We start from the raw sequence: 15,419 nt of genomic DNA on the forward strand, positions 1-15,419 counted from the left end.
CCCTACCGTGACCGCATGACCACATTGGTGACGGAGCAGATGCGCGAGCAGTACGAGACGGACGGCTACTTCATCCTCGAGCGCGCCCTCAGCGACGAGCAACTGCGACTGCTGCGCGGCGGCGCGGCGTACGCGATCGAGAAGGCCGACCGGGAGATGGACGCCGCCGGCGTCGACCGCCTCAACCTGAACGCGCGCGGCAAACGCTACTTCAGCGAGATGATCTACAAGGACCGGCCGGAGCTGCGTGAATTCCTGTTCAGCGACACGATGGCGCAGATCTGCTTCGCCACGCTGGGCGAGCAGGCGTACCTGTTCTGGGAGCAGTACGTCATCAAGGCCGCCGACCCGGAGGGCAGCGCCTTCGCTTGGCACCAGGACTCGGGGTACGTCCACGAGGAGCACAAGCCGTACCTGACGGTGTGGATCGCGCTCGACGATGTCACCGAGGAGAACGGCTCGGTCTACCTGTTGCCGTACACCCGCTCCGGCATCCGCTCATACGTCAAGCACATCCAGGACCCGGAGACCAACGACCGAGTGTGCTACTTCGGCTCCGACCCGGGCCTGCCGGTGGTCGCACCGGCCGGCTCGATCGTCTGCTTCTCCAGCGTGGTCATGCACCGCAGCGGCTCGAACCTGACCGACCGGCTACGCCGCGTCTACCTCGCGCAGTACTCCAGCGAAATCATCATGACCAAAGACGGCAGCCGCCCGTGGGGGTCATTTGAGCAGTTCCCGGTATGGTCGGCACTACGATGAGTGACCAGCAGTGGGGCGTTGGCGTCGACGGGGAGCGGCCGAGCGCGGCTCGGGTGTACGACTTCTTCCTCGGCGGCCACAACAACTTCGCGGTCGACCGGCAGATGGCCGGCCGGCTCGAGGCCGTCGTGCCCGAGATCGGCCAGCTCATCTGGGCGAACCGCGGGTTCACCCATCGGGCGGTCAGGCTGATGGCCGGCGCCGGGGTGCACCAGTTCGTCGAGCTCGGCTCGGGCCTACCCACCGCGGGCAGCGTGCACGACGTGGCCCGCCGGCACATACCCGGTGCCCGGGTGGTGTACGTGGACCAAGACCCGGTCGCGGTGGCGCGCGGCACGGAGCTCCTCGCCGACGACCCAGCGGCCGTGGTGGTGGAGGCGGACCTACGGGATCACGCAGCGGTGCTGTCCGATCCTCGGGTGCGTCGGCTGATCGACCCGCGGAAGCCGATCGGGGTGTTGCTGGTCGGTGTGCTGCACGAGCTGCCGGGCGACGAGCCGAAGGCGGTGATCGCCGGATACCGGGAGGCGATGGCCGCGGGCAGCTTCCTCGCGTTGAGCCAGGCAACCCGGCAGGGCCGCCCAGAACACGCCGACCCGTTCAAGAACGTCTTCGACACCGGGTACGGACCGGGAACGAACATGACCTTCCGGACCTACGCCGAAGTGCGGGGCCTGTTCGAGGGGTTCGAGATCGTTGAGCCCGGGGTCGTGTACGTGGCCCAGTGGCGGCCGGATCCTGGACCCGCCGGGCCGCCCGCGCAGCGGCTGCCCGCCTACGCGGGTGTCGGCTGGCTGCGGGCGACCCGGGACCGAACCAATCGCTTGATGTAGCGAAACGGATGGCCCGTCCGAACTGCGAGAAGGTGCCGTCGGTGCCCCCGACGTAGGTGAAGAACGGGTTGCCCAGCCCGCCACCGATCCCTCAAGCCGCCATCAATCGCCTTGCTGAGGCGGAAGATTCCGGCTCAGCCAGCATCCTGGCGCAGCCACGCGTCCGCCTCTACGTTCGTTCGAAAGAAAGAAATCCATGGGCTTGTTCATGGAATGTTTCCGTGCCAAACTCGGCTAGCGCATCAGGGGAGCCGACCTGAGCGCGCTTCGCCAGGGCACGCGGGTTGGCGTCAGCCGCCCGCACGGCGGTGTGACGACATCATTCGAGCTCGCCTTCCGGGCCGGTGAGCTACCCGTCAGGCGTGTCCGCGCCGCGACGAAGTAGGAGAGACAGGAATGAGACTCGTCTCGAGTCGTACCCGTAAACAGCGCCTGGCGATAGCCGGCGTCGCTGTGCTCGGCCTGGGTGGCCTCTCGGTGATCCAGGCTTTGCCGGCCGCCGCCGCTACGGGGTGCAGCGTGACATACACCGTCACCAGTCAATGGAACACCGGGTTCCAGGGCAACATCGTCATCCGCAACGTCGGTGACGCCTGGACCTCGTGGTCGCTGCGGTTCTCGTTCGCGAACGGGCAGACCGTGACCCAGGGTTGGAACGGCCGGTTCTCGCAGAGCGGCAGCGCCGTCACCGTCGCGAACGAGTCGTGGAACGGCAGCGTCGCCAACGGCGGCACGGTCAATCCCGGCTTCCTCGGCAACTGGAGCGGCACCAACGCGGCGCCCACCGCGTTCTCGGTCAACGGCGTGGCCTGCACCGGCTCCCCGGTCACCACCAGCCCGACCACCGGAACCCCCACCACCAACCCCACGACCGGCACGCCCACCACGGCCCCGCCCACCACGACGCCGCCGACCACCAACCCGACCACCGGGCCGCCCGGCCAGAAGGTCGACAACCCGTACGTCGGGGGCCGCGGCTACGTCAACCCGGAGTGGAAGGCCAAGGCGGAGACCGTCACCGGCGGCAGCCGCATCTCCAGCAACCCGACCGCGGTGTGGATCGACCGGATCGCGGCCATCGAAGGCACCGCCGGCAGCCAGTCCAACGGACCCATGGGCGTGGAAGACCACCTGCTGGCCGCGGTGGCGCAGGGCGCGTCGTACATCCAGTTCGTGATCTACAACCTGCCCGGCCGGGACTGCGCGGCGCTGGCGTCCAACGGGGAACTCGGCCCGACCGAGATCGACCGGTACAAGACCGCGTACATCGACCCGATCGCGGTCTACCAGAACGACGCCCGTTTCCGCAGCCTGCGGATCATCAACATCATCGAGATCGACTCGCTGCCCAACCTGATCACCAACGTGTCCGGGCGCCCGTCGGCCACGCCGACGTGCGACACGATGAAGGCCAACGGCAACTACCAGGCCGGCATCGCCTACGCACTGCAAAAGCTCGGCGGAATCGCGAACGTCTACAACTACATCGACGCCGGACACCACGGCTGGATCGGCTGGGACACCAACCTCCGCCCCACCGCGCAACTGGTGGCCGACACCGTGCGACTCTCCGGCAGCGTCAACAACGTGCACGGGTTCATCAGCAACACGGCAAACTACGCGGCGCTGACCGAGCCCTACATCACGGTGAACGACACGACCCGCCCGTCGAGGTGGATCGACTGGAACCTGTACAACGACGAAACCACGTTCGTCCAAGCGTTTCGCACCGAGATGATCGCGCAGGGGATGCCGGCGGGCATCGGCATGCTGATCGACACCTCGCGTAACGGCTGGGGCGGCACCGCCCGGCCGACCGGCCCGGTCACCACCGGGACTGTCGACGAGCAGGTCAACGGTTCCCGGATCGACCGCCGTATCCACAAGGGCAACTGGTGCAACCAGAGCGGTGCCGGCCTCGGCGAGCGTCCGCGCTCGGCCCCGGGCGCGGGCATCGACGCCTACGTGTGGGTCAAGCCGCCGGGGGAGTCCGACGGCTCCAGCCAGCTGATCGACAACCCGGACGGCAAGGGCTTCGACCGGATGTGCGACCCCACGTACACCGGCAACGTCCTCAACGGCAACAACCTGTCCGGCGCGCTGCCCAACGCCCCGATCTCCGGAGCGTTCTTCCCGGCGCAGCTGGCCCAACTGATGCAAAACGCCTACCCAGCCCTGTAGGCGGAGAGCCGGCGGTGGGGCCTGAAGCTGCGCGGCATAGGGCCCCACCGCCCACCACACCGTCGCCTAGGCTGCGAACGTGAACACATCCGGTCCGGACGCGCCGGACGCCGGGCGCCGGCGTGCTGGACTGACCGTGGCGCGCATCGCCCACCTTGCTGGCGTGTCCGCCCCGACCGTGTCGAAGGTGCTCAACGGGCGTGCCGGCGTGGCCTCCGACACCCGGCAGCGGATCGAGCAGGTCATCCAGGACCACGGCTACCGGCGGCAGGAGCAGACCGAGCCCGCGACACCGGTCGTCGAGGTCGTCTTCCAGTCACTGGACAGCCTGTGGGCGCTGGAGATCATCCGCGGTGTCGAGCAGGTGGTCCGGCCGCACGGCTTGGCCGTGGCCGTCAGCGAGATGCACGGCCAGCTCACCCCTGACCAGGCGTGGACACAGGATGTCCTCGCCCGCCGGCCCACCGGTGTCATCGCCGTCTCGGCGAATCTCACCGAGATGCAATCGGCGCAGCTGGCGAGCCGGGCGATCCCGCTGGTCATCCTGGACCCCTCCGGTGAGCCCACGCACGAGACACCGTCGGTCGGGGCGACCAATTGGAACGGCGGCCTGGTGGCCGCCCGGCACCTGCTCGAACTCGGGCACCGGCGGATCGCGATGATCAACGGTTCGGCCGAGTTTCTGTGCTGCCGGGCCCGGCTGGACGGCTTCCGGGCGGCGGTGGAGACCGCCGGCGTCCCCGTGGATCCCGACCTGATCCGCGTCGCCCCGCTGTACGTCGAAGGCGGCCACGCCGAAGCGACAGCGCTGCTGGCACTGCCGGAACCGCCGACCGCGATCTTCGCCGCCAACGACCTGCAGGCGCTCGGCGTGTACGAGGCGGCCCGCGCCCGCGGCATGCGGATCCCGCAGGAGCTCAGCGTCGTCGGGTTCGACGACCTGCCGTTCGCAAGGTGGGCCGGCCCGGCCCTGACGACCGTGCGGCAGCCACTGTTCAAGATGGGCGCCACCGCGGCCGAACTGGCGCTTGCCTTGGCCGACGGCCGCAAGCCCGAGCACGACCGGATCGAGTTGGCGACCACGCTCGTCGTGCGGGACAGCACCGCGCCGCCGCCGGACCCGCGCCCAGCAGCGGCACGCCGCCGCCGCTGATCAGGCACCTGCCTCGTCGGCGCCGCGACCCCCGCCGCCGCCGCACAACTCGTTATGTTTCTATATTTCGAACGATCGTTGACCGTCGCTGCGGTGTGGTGCACGATACTTCGTGGAGCCGAAGAACGGCCGGGACGTGGGCGAAGTGGCTCGCTCTCCGGGCTGGAGCATTCCCTGTGGGCGGGTTGGGCGCCGCCCATGCCACCCATTAACCGCGCACGGCCGCCGTCTTCGTCGCCTCATCCGGGCTGAAACGTTCTGAGTCTTTTTAGAAACGGTCGGGCCGTCTCGTCCCTCGCGTCAGAGCATGGAGGACACATGAAACGCCGGATCACGTTCGGGCGCCTCCGAACTGCGAGCATCTTCGCCGCCGCTGGGCTACTCCTGGGCGCGGCGCTGACCATTCCCGCTGTGGGCGCCTCCGCCGCGGACGCATCAACGAAGTACCTCGGGGTGTTCCGCCAGACGAGCCCCGCCGACATCGCGCCGGGAACCGTCAGCCGGTACGGGGTCACCCCGGCAAGCGTCCAATGGTTCGACAGTTGGGCCACCGGCAACGCATTCAACGCGGCCGAGGCCAGAGCCCTGTGGAACCAGGGCATCATGATGCACTTCACCTGGGAACCCTGGAACACGGGTCTGAGCGTCAGTGACCCCAACCAGATCCACCTGCAAGACATCATCAACGGCAGATGGGACAGCTACATCAGGGCCCGCGGCGCGGAGTTCGCGGCGGTCGGCGCACCGATCATGGTGCGATGGGGGCACGAGTTCAACGGCAACTGGTACCCCTGGGGCATCGTCAACAACGGCAGCAACCCCGCGCTCTACGTCAGCGCGTACCGGCGCGTGCACGACCTCGTCGTCGCCGCCGGAGCCACCAACGTGCAATGGGTATGGTGCTTCAACAACAGCTCCACCCCCGACGCCTCCTACAACGACCCGGCGCAGTCCTACCCCGGTGACGCGTACGTCGACTGGGTCGCGATCGATGGCTACAACTGGGGCCTGGGTCCGTCCTGGGACCCGGCCGGCAACTATTGGACGAGCTTTGAGTCCATGTTCGCCAGCGCCTACACCAAGGCGCGCGCCATCGCCCCGAAGCGTCCGGTGATGATCGCCGAAGTCGGCTCCAGCGAGGACGGCGGCAACAAGGCCCAGTGGATCAACGACATGTCCACCGCGTTGAACTCGGGCCGCTACCCCGACCTGAAGAACATCGTCTACTTCGATCAGAACAAGGAAGAGCTCTGGTCGGGCACATCGTCGTCAGCCGTCCAAACAGCCTTCACCTCCTGGGTCAACCAGACGTACATGAAGGGAAAGGGAGCGGACCTGGCCCAGGTGGTCGCGCAGTACAAGGGAACAACCCCGTCGCCCACGACCGCGCCGCCGACGACGGCACCGCCCACAACCACGCCGCCGCCGGCCGGTGCCTGCTCGGCGACCTACCGGACGGTCAATTCCTGGGGCGGTGGGTTCCAGGGCGAGGTGACAGTGCGAGCCGGGACATCGGCGATCAATGGTTGGACGGCGCGCTGGACGTTGGCCAGCGGGCAGACGATCAGCCAGCTCTGGAACGGCACGCTGAGCGTCAGCGGCGCATCGGTGACGGTGAGGAACGTGAGCTGGAACGGCTCGCTCGGCGCGAACGGGTCGACAACATTCGGGTTCGTCGCCAGCGGATCTGCATCGACGCCGACACTCACCTGCACCAGCCCATGACCCCATAGGAACGGCGTCCTCGGCGGGCAGCCGCCGCCGAGGACGCCGGCTCAGAGTGGTGCCGGCCTATCGGGGCACCAGGTGGATGATCGGCAGTTCCCGGTCGGTCTTGTGCTGGTACTGAGCGAACCGGGGCGCGGCGGCGATGATCTGCTCCCATGCCTGTGCGCGTTCGGCACCGTGGAGCTGTTCGGCGATGACGGCTACCGTGCGGCCGTCGACCTCGATCTGGACCTTGTCGGGATGGGCGGCGATGTTGTGGTACCACGCCGGGTTTCCGGGCGCTCCGGCTGCCGAAGCGACGATGAGCCAGCTGCCGTCCTTGCCGGGAAACCAGCCGACCGGAGTCGTACGCTCGACCCCGCTCTTGCGTCCGACGGTGGTCAGGATCAGGGCGTTGAAGCCCATCATCCTGCCGCCCTTGCGGCGGATCCGTCGGGCGGCCAGCTTGTTGAACCACAGTATCCATTTGCCGCCGGGCTGGCGGGCGCCGCGGGTTCCTGGGCGGGTATCGAAGCTCATCTGACCTCTCCTTGGCCCATTTAGTTAACAGCACATACTGTACGCGGCATTAACTATCTGTGCCATGTACCGTAATGGCGTGGAGAAGGCGGCACAAGGGATCCCGGCCACCGGGCTGGGGCGGGGCCGGGGTGCCCGGACATCGACGTCGCCGCCGGGCTGGTCCAGCTCACCGGTTTGGTGCAGGGCATCTACGCGCGGGTCTCGGAACGTCACGACCTGACGCCGGTGCAGGCCAAGCTCCTGTGCCTGCTGCTAGCCGGCCCTCGGGGGATGGCCGAGTTGGCCCACTGCTTCGGTGTGGAGCGGGCCGCGCTCACCGGTCTGATGGACCGGGCCGAGCGGCGCGGTCTCGCTCAGCGTTCAGCGGTGCCGGGCGACCGGCGGGCGCTGCAGGTCACGCTGACCGATGCCGGCCGCCAGGCGGCGATCGCCTTTCATGCCGAGGTGAGCGCGGAGCTCGACCGTCTCACCTCGTCGCTGGCGCCCCAGGACCGCGAACACTTCCGCACGGTGATGGCTGAGATCATCGCAAGGCGCCGCGCGTCCTCCGCCGCGAGTTGGTAGGGGTTCATGTCCGGTCGCCGGCTGGCGCGCGGCGTTGGAGTTGGTCGAGGTCGGTGCGGGTGTCGAGGGTGATGTGCTCGTCGTGGATGGTGGGGTTGGTGGCGAGGAGGACGGCGGCGTGGCCGACGTGGTCGGCGGTGAGCCATCCGGCTGAGCCCTGTGGGCGGCTGCGGGTGATGATCGGGCCGAGGATGAGGTCGTTGACGCGGCGCTGCCCGTCCAGTTCGGCGCTGAGTACTTCGCGCATCATGAGCAGCGCGGCGCCGTGCATGCTGATGATGCCGGCCGTGGGGTACGGCTTCTGCGCGGAGAAGCCGCTGATGAGGGTGTAGCTGCCGGCCGGTTCCAGCCGCGGTACGAACGCGCGGGCGACGGCCATGTGCGCGGTGGTGGTGTCGAGGAAGAACTGCTGCCACTGCGCTTCGGAGGTCTGCCACAACGCTTTGCCCATCCACCAGCCGCCGATGGACGGCACGACGTGGTCGACGCGGCCGTGGGTGGCCTTGACCTGTTCGGCGAGTTCGTCGGCTTCGGTGAAGGTGCCGTGTCCTGCGGTGACGCCGTGCAGGTGGGTGGCCAGGTCCGGCCCGACGTGTCCGGCGAGTTCGGACAGGCGGTCTTTGCTGCGGCTGGGTACCACGACGGTCGCGCCGGCCTTGAGGAAGGCGCGTACGATGCCTTCTCCGACGTTGCCGGTGCCGCCGGGTACGACTACTACGCCGTCTACTGTGGATGGTGATGTCATGGGAGTGCCTTTCAGCTTTGGGCGGCCAGTTGCGCGTTGCGCGCCGCGTAGGAGATCAGCGAGTTGTAGAAGGGGATGGCGTAGCCGGCGTACAGCTCGGCGAGTTGCTGGCCGCCGTCGTGACGCCAGTCCGACTGCAGCTCGGCGCCGACGGCGACCGTGCCGTTGAGGACCACGCCGGCGTTGCCCATCCGGTGCGCGGCGGCCTGTGATGCCAGGGCGCTCCAGGTGCCGGAGGCGTCCAGCACCGCGTGTACCTGGTAGCCGGCGGCCACTGCGGACAGCGCGGCGAACGCGACGCAGACATCGGTGCTGATGCCCGCGATGATCAGCTGGTCGCGGCCGGTCGCCTGGACCGCGGCGGCGAATTCGGCGTTGTCGAAGGCGTCGATCTCTCCGGGTCGGCGGACCACTGTCACGTTGGGCAGTTCGGCGGCCAGTTCGGGCAGCAGCGCCCCGTTGGGGCCGTCGTCCGCGCTGGTGGTGAGGACCACCGGCAGCTGGTACGCGGCGGCCATCTTGGCCAGCGCGATCACGTTGCGGCGCAGATTCTCCTGGTCCTGGTCGTGCACGCCGAGCAGCAGGCCCACCTGGTGGTCGACCAGCACCAGGGCGGCGCGGTCGCGGCTGAGCCGGACGGTGGGGTACGCGGTCGAAGTCATCAAGTCCTCCTAGGTTGTGTTCCCCCACCAGGTTACAAATACAAACCGCCAACCGCATCGTGCGTTGGGTCACCTGGTGGGGGAAAGTAACCTGCCGCCGTATAGTTGTCTGGTGGTTCAGTCCCGCCTGCCGCTGCACGCCTGCTCCTATACGGAGGAGGTGTTCCGGGTGCTCGGCAAACGCTGGACCGGGCTGCTGATCGACCTGCTGCTGCAGCGGCCGGCCCGGTTCAGCGAGCTGGCCGCCGCCCTGCCGCAACTGTCGAAGCGGGTACTCAGCGAGCGGCTGGCCGAACTGCAGGATGTGGGACTGGTGATTCGCGAGGTGGACGACGGCCGTCCGGTGTCGGTCGGCTACCGCCTGACCGAGCGGGGGCAAGGGCTGAGCCCGGCCATGGACGCCCTGCGCGTGTGGGCCGGCGCACCCGTGGACGAGCACGGCCAGCCACTGCCGTACTCCGCCGCGACACACAGCGACGAGGCGGGCTGACCAGGTCGCGGCTCCTGGGTTGAGGTTAAAGATTCTTGACATCATGTCGGGGTTTCTTTACCTTCGACATGTCAAGTTTTTTTTACATGGGAGCGGGGCATGTCCTCCGAAGAGAAGCGCACCTGGATCTCTGCCGTGGTCGGCGTCGCCGTCGCGGTCGTCTACCTGGCGACCGTCCTGTCCAAGGTGCCGGACACGGACGTAGCGAGGATCGCCTACGTGGGGCCGATGCTCACCTCGATCGGCGTCGGGATCGGCGCGGGCATCGTCCTGGCCATCGTGGCCGCCATGGCCTCGCCCAGGGATGCGGGTCGCACCGACGAGCGCGACCGGGAGATCAACCGGCGGGGCGAGTACGTGGGGTTCTACGTTATGAGCATCGCCGCGATCGTGCCGCTGGTCCTGGCGATGGCGAAGGTCGAGCACTTCTGGATCGCTCATGCGCTCTATCTGGCGTTCGTCCTGGCCGCACTGGCGTCGGCGGTGGTGAAGATCGTCGCGTACCGGCGGGGCTGGTAGCCATGGGCAAGCCGACCAGGGTCACCAACTCGATCCGGGCGCTGCGCTTCGCCCACGGGGAGATGACACAGGCGGAGCTGGCCGACCGCATCGGGGTGACCCGCCAGACCATCATCGCCATCGAGCAGTGCCGCTACTCGCCGTCGCTGGAGGTGGCCTTCCAGATCGCGCGGGTTTTCCGGGTGCCGCTCGACGACGTCTTCGGCTACCCCGACACCGAACAGTAGGCCCCATAACCCGACACGGCGCGCGAGGCATCCGCCTCGCGGCCTGGTTCCACGTACCCAAATCAGGCAGAGAAGGAGCCACGATGCACGCGCTAACACGTACCGCCCGCGTGACCGGGCTGTTCTACCTCGGCAATGCCATCACCGCCGTACTCGGGCTCCTCATTGTCCGCCCGCAACTATTCGCGGCTGACGACTCCAATGCGACGCTGGCCAACCTGGTCACGCACGAGTCGCTCGCCCGCGCTGACGTTGCCTTGGAGCTGGGCATGGTCGTCACCCAGACCCTCGCCGCCGTCTGGTTCTATCGCCTGTTCCGCACCGTAGACTCCTTTGTTGCGAGCGGTATCGCCGCCTTCGGCCTGGTCAGCGCGGTCGTGGGCCTCGTGAGTGCGGCACTGCGGGCCACGGCGGTCGGGGTATCCGTCGACCCGGTCGGCGACGCGGCGGCCAACGTCCAGCTTCTGTACCTGGTCAGCGACAACGTGTGGGGCGTGGGAGCACTGTTCTTCGGCCTCTGGCTCATCCCCATGGGCTGGTGCGTGCTGCGCTCGGGCTGGATGCCCCGCGTCCTGGGCTGGATCCTCGTCGGCGGCGGTGCCGGGTACGTGCTCAGCGCGTTCATCAGATACCTCGCCCCCGACGTACCAGTCCTCGCCGAAGCACTTGCCTATCCCGCATCCGTCGGCGAGGTCTGGATGGTCGGCTACCTGCTCATCCGCGGCGTGCGCCGGCAGACACAGAACGAAGTGCCGCCAACCGTCCACGCGTCGACGCCGGTGGCGAGCTGAAGCGTTGCGAGGAGGTTAGCTGTCAAGGTCGGCGGGAAGGAACATACGGCGTGCGACCATGACCAGGACTGGATCGCAAGCGTGCTTGTGGGGCGCCGGTTCGACGTTGTCGACGAGTACCGAAAGGGGCCGGGCCACGATGAAGACTCCGCCGATCGTGTCACCGCAGGAGTGGGATGCCGCCCGCGAGGAGCTGCTGGTCGAGGAGAAGAAGCTGACCCGCGCCCGCGATGCGCTGGCTGCCAGGCGTCGCCGGATGCCGTGGATGGCGGTGGAGAAGAAGTACCGCTTCGACGGCCCGCAGGGCCCGGTGAGCCTTCTCGACCTGTTCGAGGGTCGCCGTCAGCTGATCGTCTACCGCGCTTTCTACGCGCCGGACGTCACCACGTACCCGGAGGGGGGCGGAGCGTACCCGGAGCGTGCCTGCGTGGGCTGCTCATTCCTCGCCGACCAGGTCGCGCACCCCGCCCACCTGAACGCGCGGGACACGACGCTCGCGTTCGTTTCGCGGGCTCCCCAGGCCGAGATCCAGGGCCTGAAGGCGCGCATGGGCTGGGAGCTGATCCCGTGGTACACGATCACTGACGACTTTGACAAAGACTTCGGCGTAGACGAGTGGCACGGCACCAACGCCTTCATCCGCGAGGGTGAGCGGATCTACCGCACCTACTTCATCGACAGCCGGGGCGATGAGGCGATGGGAAGCGCCTGGAGTTACCTGGATATCACGGCGCTCGGCCGCCAGGAGGAGTGGGAGGACTCGCCGGAGGGCTATCCGCAGACCCCACCGTACGGGTGGTGGAACTACCACGACGCCTACGGCGAGACCACGCGATCCGCTTCAGCACACTGACCTGACACGGTGGCCGGGTGACGACGTTCGCCCTTGCCGGTTTCGGCTTCCGAGCTGCGGCGTTCCACCGCGTGGCGCAGGCATTGCCGCAGGTGCGCTGCGTCGGCGCGGTGGTGCGGGCGCCGCATCGGCGTTCGCTGCCGGTGGCGGCCTTCGGCGACGTAGCGGAATGTGTGCGCGAAGCCCGGCCGGATTTCCTGGTCACTGCCGTGCCCCGGACGGCGAATCCGGGGATCATCGCCGACGCTGTCGCGTACGGCCTGCCCGTTTTGGCCGAGACGCCGCCGGCCGCCGATCTGCCCGGCCTGCGGGCGCTGTGGGCGGCGGTCGGAGGGTCGGGGCTGGTGCAGGTCGCCGAGCAGTATCTGCTGATGCCCACGCACGCCGCCCGGCTCGCCGCGACGGGCGCCGGGATCATCGGTACCCCACCCAGGTACAGGTTTCCTCGACCCAGCAGTACCACGCGGTCTCGCTGATCCGCGGTTTGCTCGGCGTCGGCCACGCCGCTGCCCGCGTACGGGCGGTCCGCACCGTCGCGCCGCTGCTCGACCCGCTCGGCCGGGCCGGGTGGACCGACGACCCGCGGCCGAAGCAGGCCACCACGACGATCGCCACGTTGGACTTCGATGGCGGCCGTTCCGGCGTCTATGACTTCACCACTGGCCAGACCCGTAACCTGCTGCGGTTTCGCCGATTGCTGGTCCGTGGCACGCATGGTGAGCTGCGCGATGACGAGATCGTGCACATGCCCGCGCCACGGACCATCACCCGTACCCCGCTGGTACGTCGACAAAGTGGCCACGACCTGGACCTCAACGGCTTCGACACCGAGACGATCACACTCGGCGCTCAGGTGTTGTACCGCAACCCGTACCCCGGCCACCGGTTCAACGACGACGAGATCGCCACCGCGACCCTGCTGGACGCGATGGCCGCCTGGGTACGCCGGGTAGGCCCGCCGCCGTACCCGCTGGCCGAGGGCGCGCAGGATCACCTCTTGGCCCTAGCTATCGAGGAAGCCGCCGACACCGGCCAGGAGATCACCACGACCACCCAGGCATGGTCAGCGGAATAGGCCGGTATGGGCCCGCAGTGCGGCCCGCGTCTCGTTCCATATGGCGTCGGTCAGTCCGATCTGCCGCGTGGCTAGGTCAAGGGGACACGGCGGCAAGGTTGCAGCCGTAGTACCACTGGTAGTACCATCAACATGTGCCGTCCGTAGACAAGCTCGTTGAAGCGATGCGAAGGAACCAGCAGAACGTCGCCTACAACGATCTCTACAGGGTGTGCGAACACTACTTCGGGAAGCCACGGCAAGACGGCAGCTCTCATGCCGTGTTCAAGATGCCTTGGCCAGGCGACCCGCGCGTCAATATCCAGAACGATAAAGGCAAGGCCAAGGCGTACCAGGTGCGGCAGGTACTCAAGGCGATCGACAAGAAGGAGGCCATGTGATGCAGACCGTTGACCGGCCCGAGGTGTCTCACTTCACCTACCGCGTTACGTGGTCGGCCGAGGACGGCGAGTTTCTCGCTACCTGCGCCGAGTTCCCATCCCTCTCGTGGCTAGCCTCCTCTCAGATCGAGGCTCTACAGGGACTTGAGAATCTGCTGCGTGAAGTGATCGCCGACATGGAAGAGCAGGGCGAGCAGTCGCCGCAGCCGTTCGCTGACCGTAGCTACTCGGGTAGGTTCAACCTCCGCGTCGGAGAGAGCCTGCACCGCGAACTGGCTTTGCGCGCCGCCGAGGATGGCATGAGCCTCAACCAGTACGTCCTACGAAAGCTCACGGCCGCCTGACGTACGCGAAGGGCCGCCCCAGGGCCGGTCGTCCGCACCGTCGCACCTCAGTGTCGCGGCGTTCAGCCGACTGACAGCACGGCCTCGGTCGCGTTGAGGACGGCTGGGACACCGATGGGGACCGGCGGTCTTCCGGGGCCGATCGGCAGGTTGCCCAGTACCGGCACGTCGAGGGTGTTCAGGTGGTCGGTGAGTACGTCGTCCAGGCGCCATTCGCGGTCGACGAGGCCGTCGAAGCCCGCGAAGTGGCCCACCGCTACGCCGCGGACGCCCTTGAGCGCGCCCGCGCGGATCAGGTGGGTGAGTTGCCGGTCGACTTGGCCTAGACCTTGGGTGCGTTCGCCGGTGAGCAGCAGGATCGCGCCGTCGAGGGAGGGCAGGCCCGCGCCGACCATCGCACGCAGCGGGCCGAGGCTGCCACCGAGTAGGACGCCTTCGACCCGGCCGGGCACCCGGGTCTCGCCGGTGAGCCGTAGCCGGCCGGGCCGGATCGCTCCGTCACCGTGGTAGCCGACCAGGCCGCACACGCGCCACAGTTCCATGTGGACGAAAGTGGTGCCGCCGGTGCCGACGATCGGCTTGGGGTCGGCTCGCACGGCATCGAGGTCGAGGCCGTCGAGCATGCGGTGATCGCCGTCGAGCGCGATCGCTCGGACCGTCGGGTCGCGCAGGGCCTCGTTGAGTTGCGCGGCGTTCATCAGCACACCGCCGAATCGGCGGTCAGCGAGCCCGCGAGCGCGTCAAGGTTCGCCTCAACGCCCAGCGGAAGGCAAAGCTGGTCCTCGCGATGCCCGAAGGGCAGCCCGCCGAGAATCGGCACGCCCAGGCCGCCCAGCCTCTCGCGGATGACGGTCATCGCCTCGTCGGGGCCTGGTTCGGCGACGCTCGGATCAAGCCCGGTGAGATCGCCGATCGCGAAGCCGCGGACCCCGTCGAGCAGGCCGGCCCGGAGCATGCCCCAGAGCATGCGGTCGAAGTGCGGGTTCTGCGGACCTTCGAGGCAGAGGATCGCGCCATCGAGATGGGGTAGGCCGGCGCCGAGGAAGTTGTTCACCGCGCCGGCGCATCCACCCACGAGTACCCCGGTTGCCCGGCCCGGGACGGTCACCGAGGAGGGCTCGGCATGCAGGGTGATCGGCTCAGTCTCGAACAGCAGCCGCCGGCACGACTCGTCGGTGCGGCCGCCAGTACCCACGCAGCCGTGCACGCCGGCCAGGCCGGTCGCCGCCCAGAGGGCGATGTGCAGGTTTGTGATGTCGCTGAACCCCACGATGGGCTTCGGGTCGGCGCGCACAGCGGCCAGATCCAGGCCGTCCACGATCCGGTACGCACCCGCGCCGCCCGTGGCCGCGACAATCGCCCGCACTCCTGGATCACGGAGGGCGTCGTTGAGGTCGGCGAGCCGGTCCTCGTCGGAGCCGGCCATGAAGCCGCGCCGGTCGAGGGCGTGCTTGCCGAGCTCGGGCCGCAGCCCCCAGCCGGCGAGCGTTTCCATGACCTGCTCGGCCCACTCCGCGCTGGGGAAACTGGCCGGCGACACGACGCGGACGCGGTCGCGGGGTCGTAGTCTCGGGCCTCGCACCCGCCGGA

Annotated in this window: 20 protein-coding genes; 15 read left to right on the top strand and 5 right to left on the bottom strand. The window is 68.3% G+C overall.

The window, feature by feature from the left end; all coding sequences use genetic code 11:
* Nucleotides 1-15: 15 nt before the first annotated feature.
* From Prum_RS34130 to Prum_RS34150, 5 genes are all read left to right on the top strand, one after another.
* Entirely contained in the window at nucleotides 16-762 is a 747-nt protein-coding gene (locus Prum_RS34130) for a phytanoyl-CoA dioxygenase family protein (RefSeq protein ID WP_173080269.1), read from the top strand.
* Nucleotides 759-1,595 (top strand): SAM-dependent methyltransferase, encoded by an 837-nt coding sequence (locus Prum_RS34135; RefSeq protein ID WP_173080271.1) that lies wholly within the window; start codon nucleotides 759-761, stop codon nucleotides 1,593-1,595. The genes Prum_RS34130 and Prum_RS34135 overlap by 4 nt, the downstream gene beginning before the upstream one ends.
* A 396-nt stretch (nucleotides 1,596-1,991) precedes the next feature.
* A complete protein-coding gene (locus Prum_RS34140) occupies nucleotides 1,992-3,776 on the top strand; it encodes a glycoside hydrolase family 6 protein (protein WP_173080273.1) in 1,785 nt (594 codons plus the stop codon).
* Nucleotides 3,777-3,855: 79 nt separating this feature from the next.
* Nucleotides 3,856-4,929, top strand: a complete 1,074-nt coding sequence (locus tag Prum_RS34145) for a LacI family DNA-binding transcriptional regulator (RefSeq protein WP_173080275.1) — start codon at nucleotides 3,856-3,858, stop codon at nucleotides 4,927-4,929.
* A 318-nt stretch (nucleotides 4,930-5,247) separates the two neighbouring features.
* Nucleotides 5,248-6,654 carry a cellulose binding domain-containing protein gene (locus tag Prum_RS34150; RefSeq protein WP_173080277.1) on the top strand — a complete coding sequence of 469 codons (1,407 nt, stop codon included), beginning with the start codon at nucleotides 5,248-5,250 and terminating at the stop codon, nucleotides 6,652-6,654.
* A 66-nt stretch (nucleotides 6,655-6,720) separates the two neighbouring features.
* On the opposite strand, the gene Prum_RS34155 is transcribed toward Prum_RS34150, so the two are convergent.
* The gene (locus Prum_RS34155; RefSeq protein ID WP_173080284.1) at nucleotides 6,721-7,176 is read right to left on the bottom strand and encodes a nitroreductase/quinone reductase family protein; all 456 of its coding nucleotides are present in this window, start codon (nucleotides 7,174-7,176) and stop codon (nucleotides 6,721-6,723) included.
* Nucleotides 7,177-7,356: 180 nt separating this feature from the next.
* Between Prum_RS34155 and Prum_RS34160 the strand changes: the two genes are divergently transcribed.
* Nucleotides 7,357-7,743 carry a MarR family winged helix-turn-helix transcriptional regulator gene (locus Prum_RS34160; protein ID WP_246278658.1) on the top strand — a complete coding sequence of 129 codons (387 nt, stop codon included), beginning with the start codon at nucleotides 7,357-7,359 and terminating at the stop codon, nucleotides 7,741-7,743.
* 4 nt (nucleotides 7,744-7,747) lie between these two features.
* Here the strand turns inward: Prum_RS34160 and Prum_RS34165 are convergent, their stop codons facing one another.
* Both Prum_RS34165 and Prum_RS34170 read right to left on the bottom strand, forming a co-directional pair.
* Nucleotides 7,748-8,488, bottom strand: coding sequence for an SDR family NAD(P)-dependent oxidoreductase (locus tag Prum_RS34165; protein ID WP_173080288.1), 741 nt, complete (start codon nucleotides 8,486-8,488; stop codon nucleotides 7,748-7,750).
* A gap of 11 nt (nucleotides 8,489-8,499) precedes the next feature.
* A complete protein-coding gene (locus Prum_RS34170) occupies nucleotides 8,500-9,150 on the bottom strand; it encodes an isochorismatase family protein (RefSeq protein ID WP_173080290.1) in 651 nt (216 codons plus the stop codon).
* A gap of 112 nt (nucleotides 9,151-9,262) precedes the next feature.
* Here Prum_RS34170 and Prum_RS34175 point away from each other — a divergent pair, with 112 nt between their 5' ends.
* The 9 genes from Prum_RS34175 (at nucleotide 9,263) to Prum_RS34210 (ending at nucleotide 13,829) form a co-directional block, all read left to right on the top strand.
* Nucleotides 9,263-9,640, top strand: a complete 378-nt coding sequence (locus Prum_RS34175; RefSeq protein WP_173080292.1) for a winged helix-turn-helix transcriptional regulator — start codon at nucleotides 9,263-9,265, stop codon at nucleotides 9,638-9,640.
* A gap of 99 nt (nucleotides 9,641-9,739) precedes the next feature.
* Nucleotides 9,740-10,159: a hypothetical protein gene (locus Prum_RS34180; RefSeq protein ID WP_173080294.1), complete on the top strand. Its 420-nt coding sequence runs from the start codon at nucleotides 9,740-9,742 to the stop codon at nucleotides 10,157-10,159.
* Between the two features lie 2 nt (nucleotides 10,160-10,161).
* Nucleotides 10,162-10,386, top strand: coding sequence for a helix-turn-helix transcriptional regulator (locus Prum_RS34185; protein WP_173080296.1), 225 nt, complete (start codon nucleotides 10,162-10,164; stop codon nucleotides 10,384-10,386).
* A gap of 83 nt (nucleotides 10,387-10,469) precedes the next feature.
* Nucleotides 10,470-11,177, top strand: a complete 708-nt coding sequence (locus Prum_RS34190) for a DUF4386 domain-containing protein (protein ID WP_173080298.1) — start codon at nucleotides 10,470-10,472, stop codon at nucleotides 11,175-11,177.
* A 139-nt stretch (nucleotides 11,178-11,316) separates the two neighbouring features.
* Complete coding sequence (locus Prum_RS34195) at nucleotides 11,317-12,030, top strand: DUF899 domain-containing protein (RefSeq protein ID WP_173080300.1); 714 nt, start codon at nucleotides 11,317-11,319, stop codon at nucleotides 12,028-12,030.
* Between the two features lie 17 nt (nucleotides 12,031-12,047).
* Nucleotides 12,048-12,506: a Gfo/Idh/MocA family oxidoreductase gene (locus tag Prum_RS52305; RefSeq protein ID WP_246278266.1), complete on the top strand. Its 459-nt coding sequence runs from the start codon at nucleotides 12,048-12,050 to the stop codon at nucleotides 12,504-12,506.
* An 8-nt stretch (nucleotides 12,507-12,514) separates the two neighbouring features.
* Nucleotides 12,515-13,105, top strand: a complete 591-nt coding sequence (locus tag Prum_RS52310; protein ID WP_246278267.1) for a hypothetical protein — start codon at nucleotides 12,515-12,517, stop codon at nucleotides 13,103-13,105.
* A 134-nt stretch (nucleotides 13,106-13,239) separates the two neighbouring features.
* Nucleotides 13,240-13,485, top strand: a complete 246-nt coding sequence (locus Prum_RS34205; protein ID WP_246278268.1) for a toxin HicA — start codon at nucleotides 13,240-13,242, stop codon at nucleotides 13,483-13,485.
* Entirely contained in the window at nucleotides 13,485-13,829 is a 345-nt protein-coding gene (locus tag Prum_RS34210; protein ID WP_173080302.1) for a type II toxin-antitoxin system HicB family antitoxin, read from the top strand. Before Prum_RS34205 ends, Prum_RS34210 begins: the two co-directional genes overlap by 1 nt.
* A 62-nt stretch (nucleotides 13,830-13,891) precedes the next feature.
* Here the strand turns inward: Prum_RS34210 and Prum_RS34215 are convergent, their stop codons facing one another.
* Nucleotides 13,892-14,527 (bottom strand): LD-carboxypeptidase, encoded by a 636-nt coding sequence (locus Prum_RS34215; RefSeq protein WP_173080310.1) that lies wholly within the window; start codon nucleotides 14,525-14,527, stop codon nucleotides 13,892-13,894.
* The gene (locus Prum_RS34220; protein WP_246278269.1) at nucleotides 14,527-15,411 is read right to left on the bottom strand and encodes a S66 peptidase family protein; all 885 of its coding nucleotides are present in this window, start codon (nucleotides 15,409-15,411) and stop codon (nucleotides 14,527-14,529) included. The genes Prum_RS34215 and Prum_RS34220 overlap by 1 nt, the downstream gene beginning before the upstream one ends.
* Nucleotides 15,412-15,419: the final 8 nt, after the last annotated feature.

The sequence above is a fragment of the Phytohabitans rumicis genome, assembly GCF_011764445.1.
GTDB lineage: Bacteria > Actinomycetota > Actinomycetes > Mycobacteriales > Micromonosporaceae > Phytohabitans > Phytohabitans rumicis.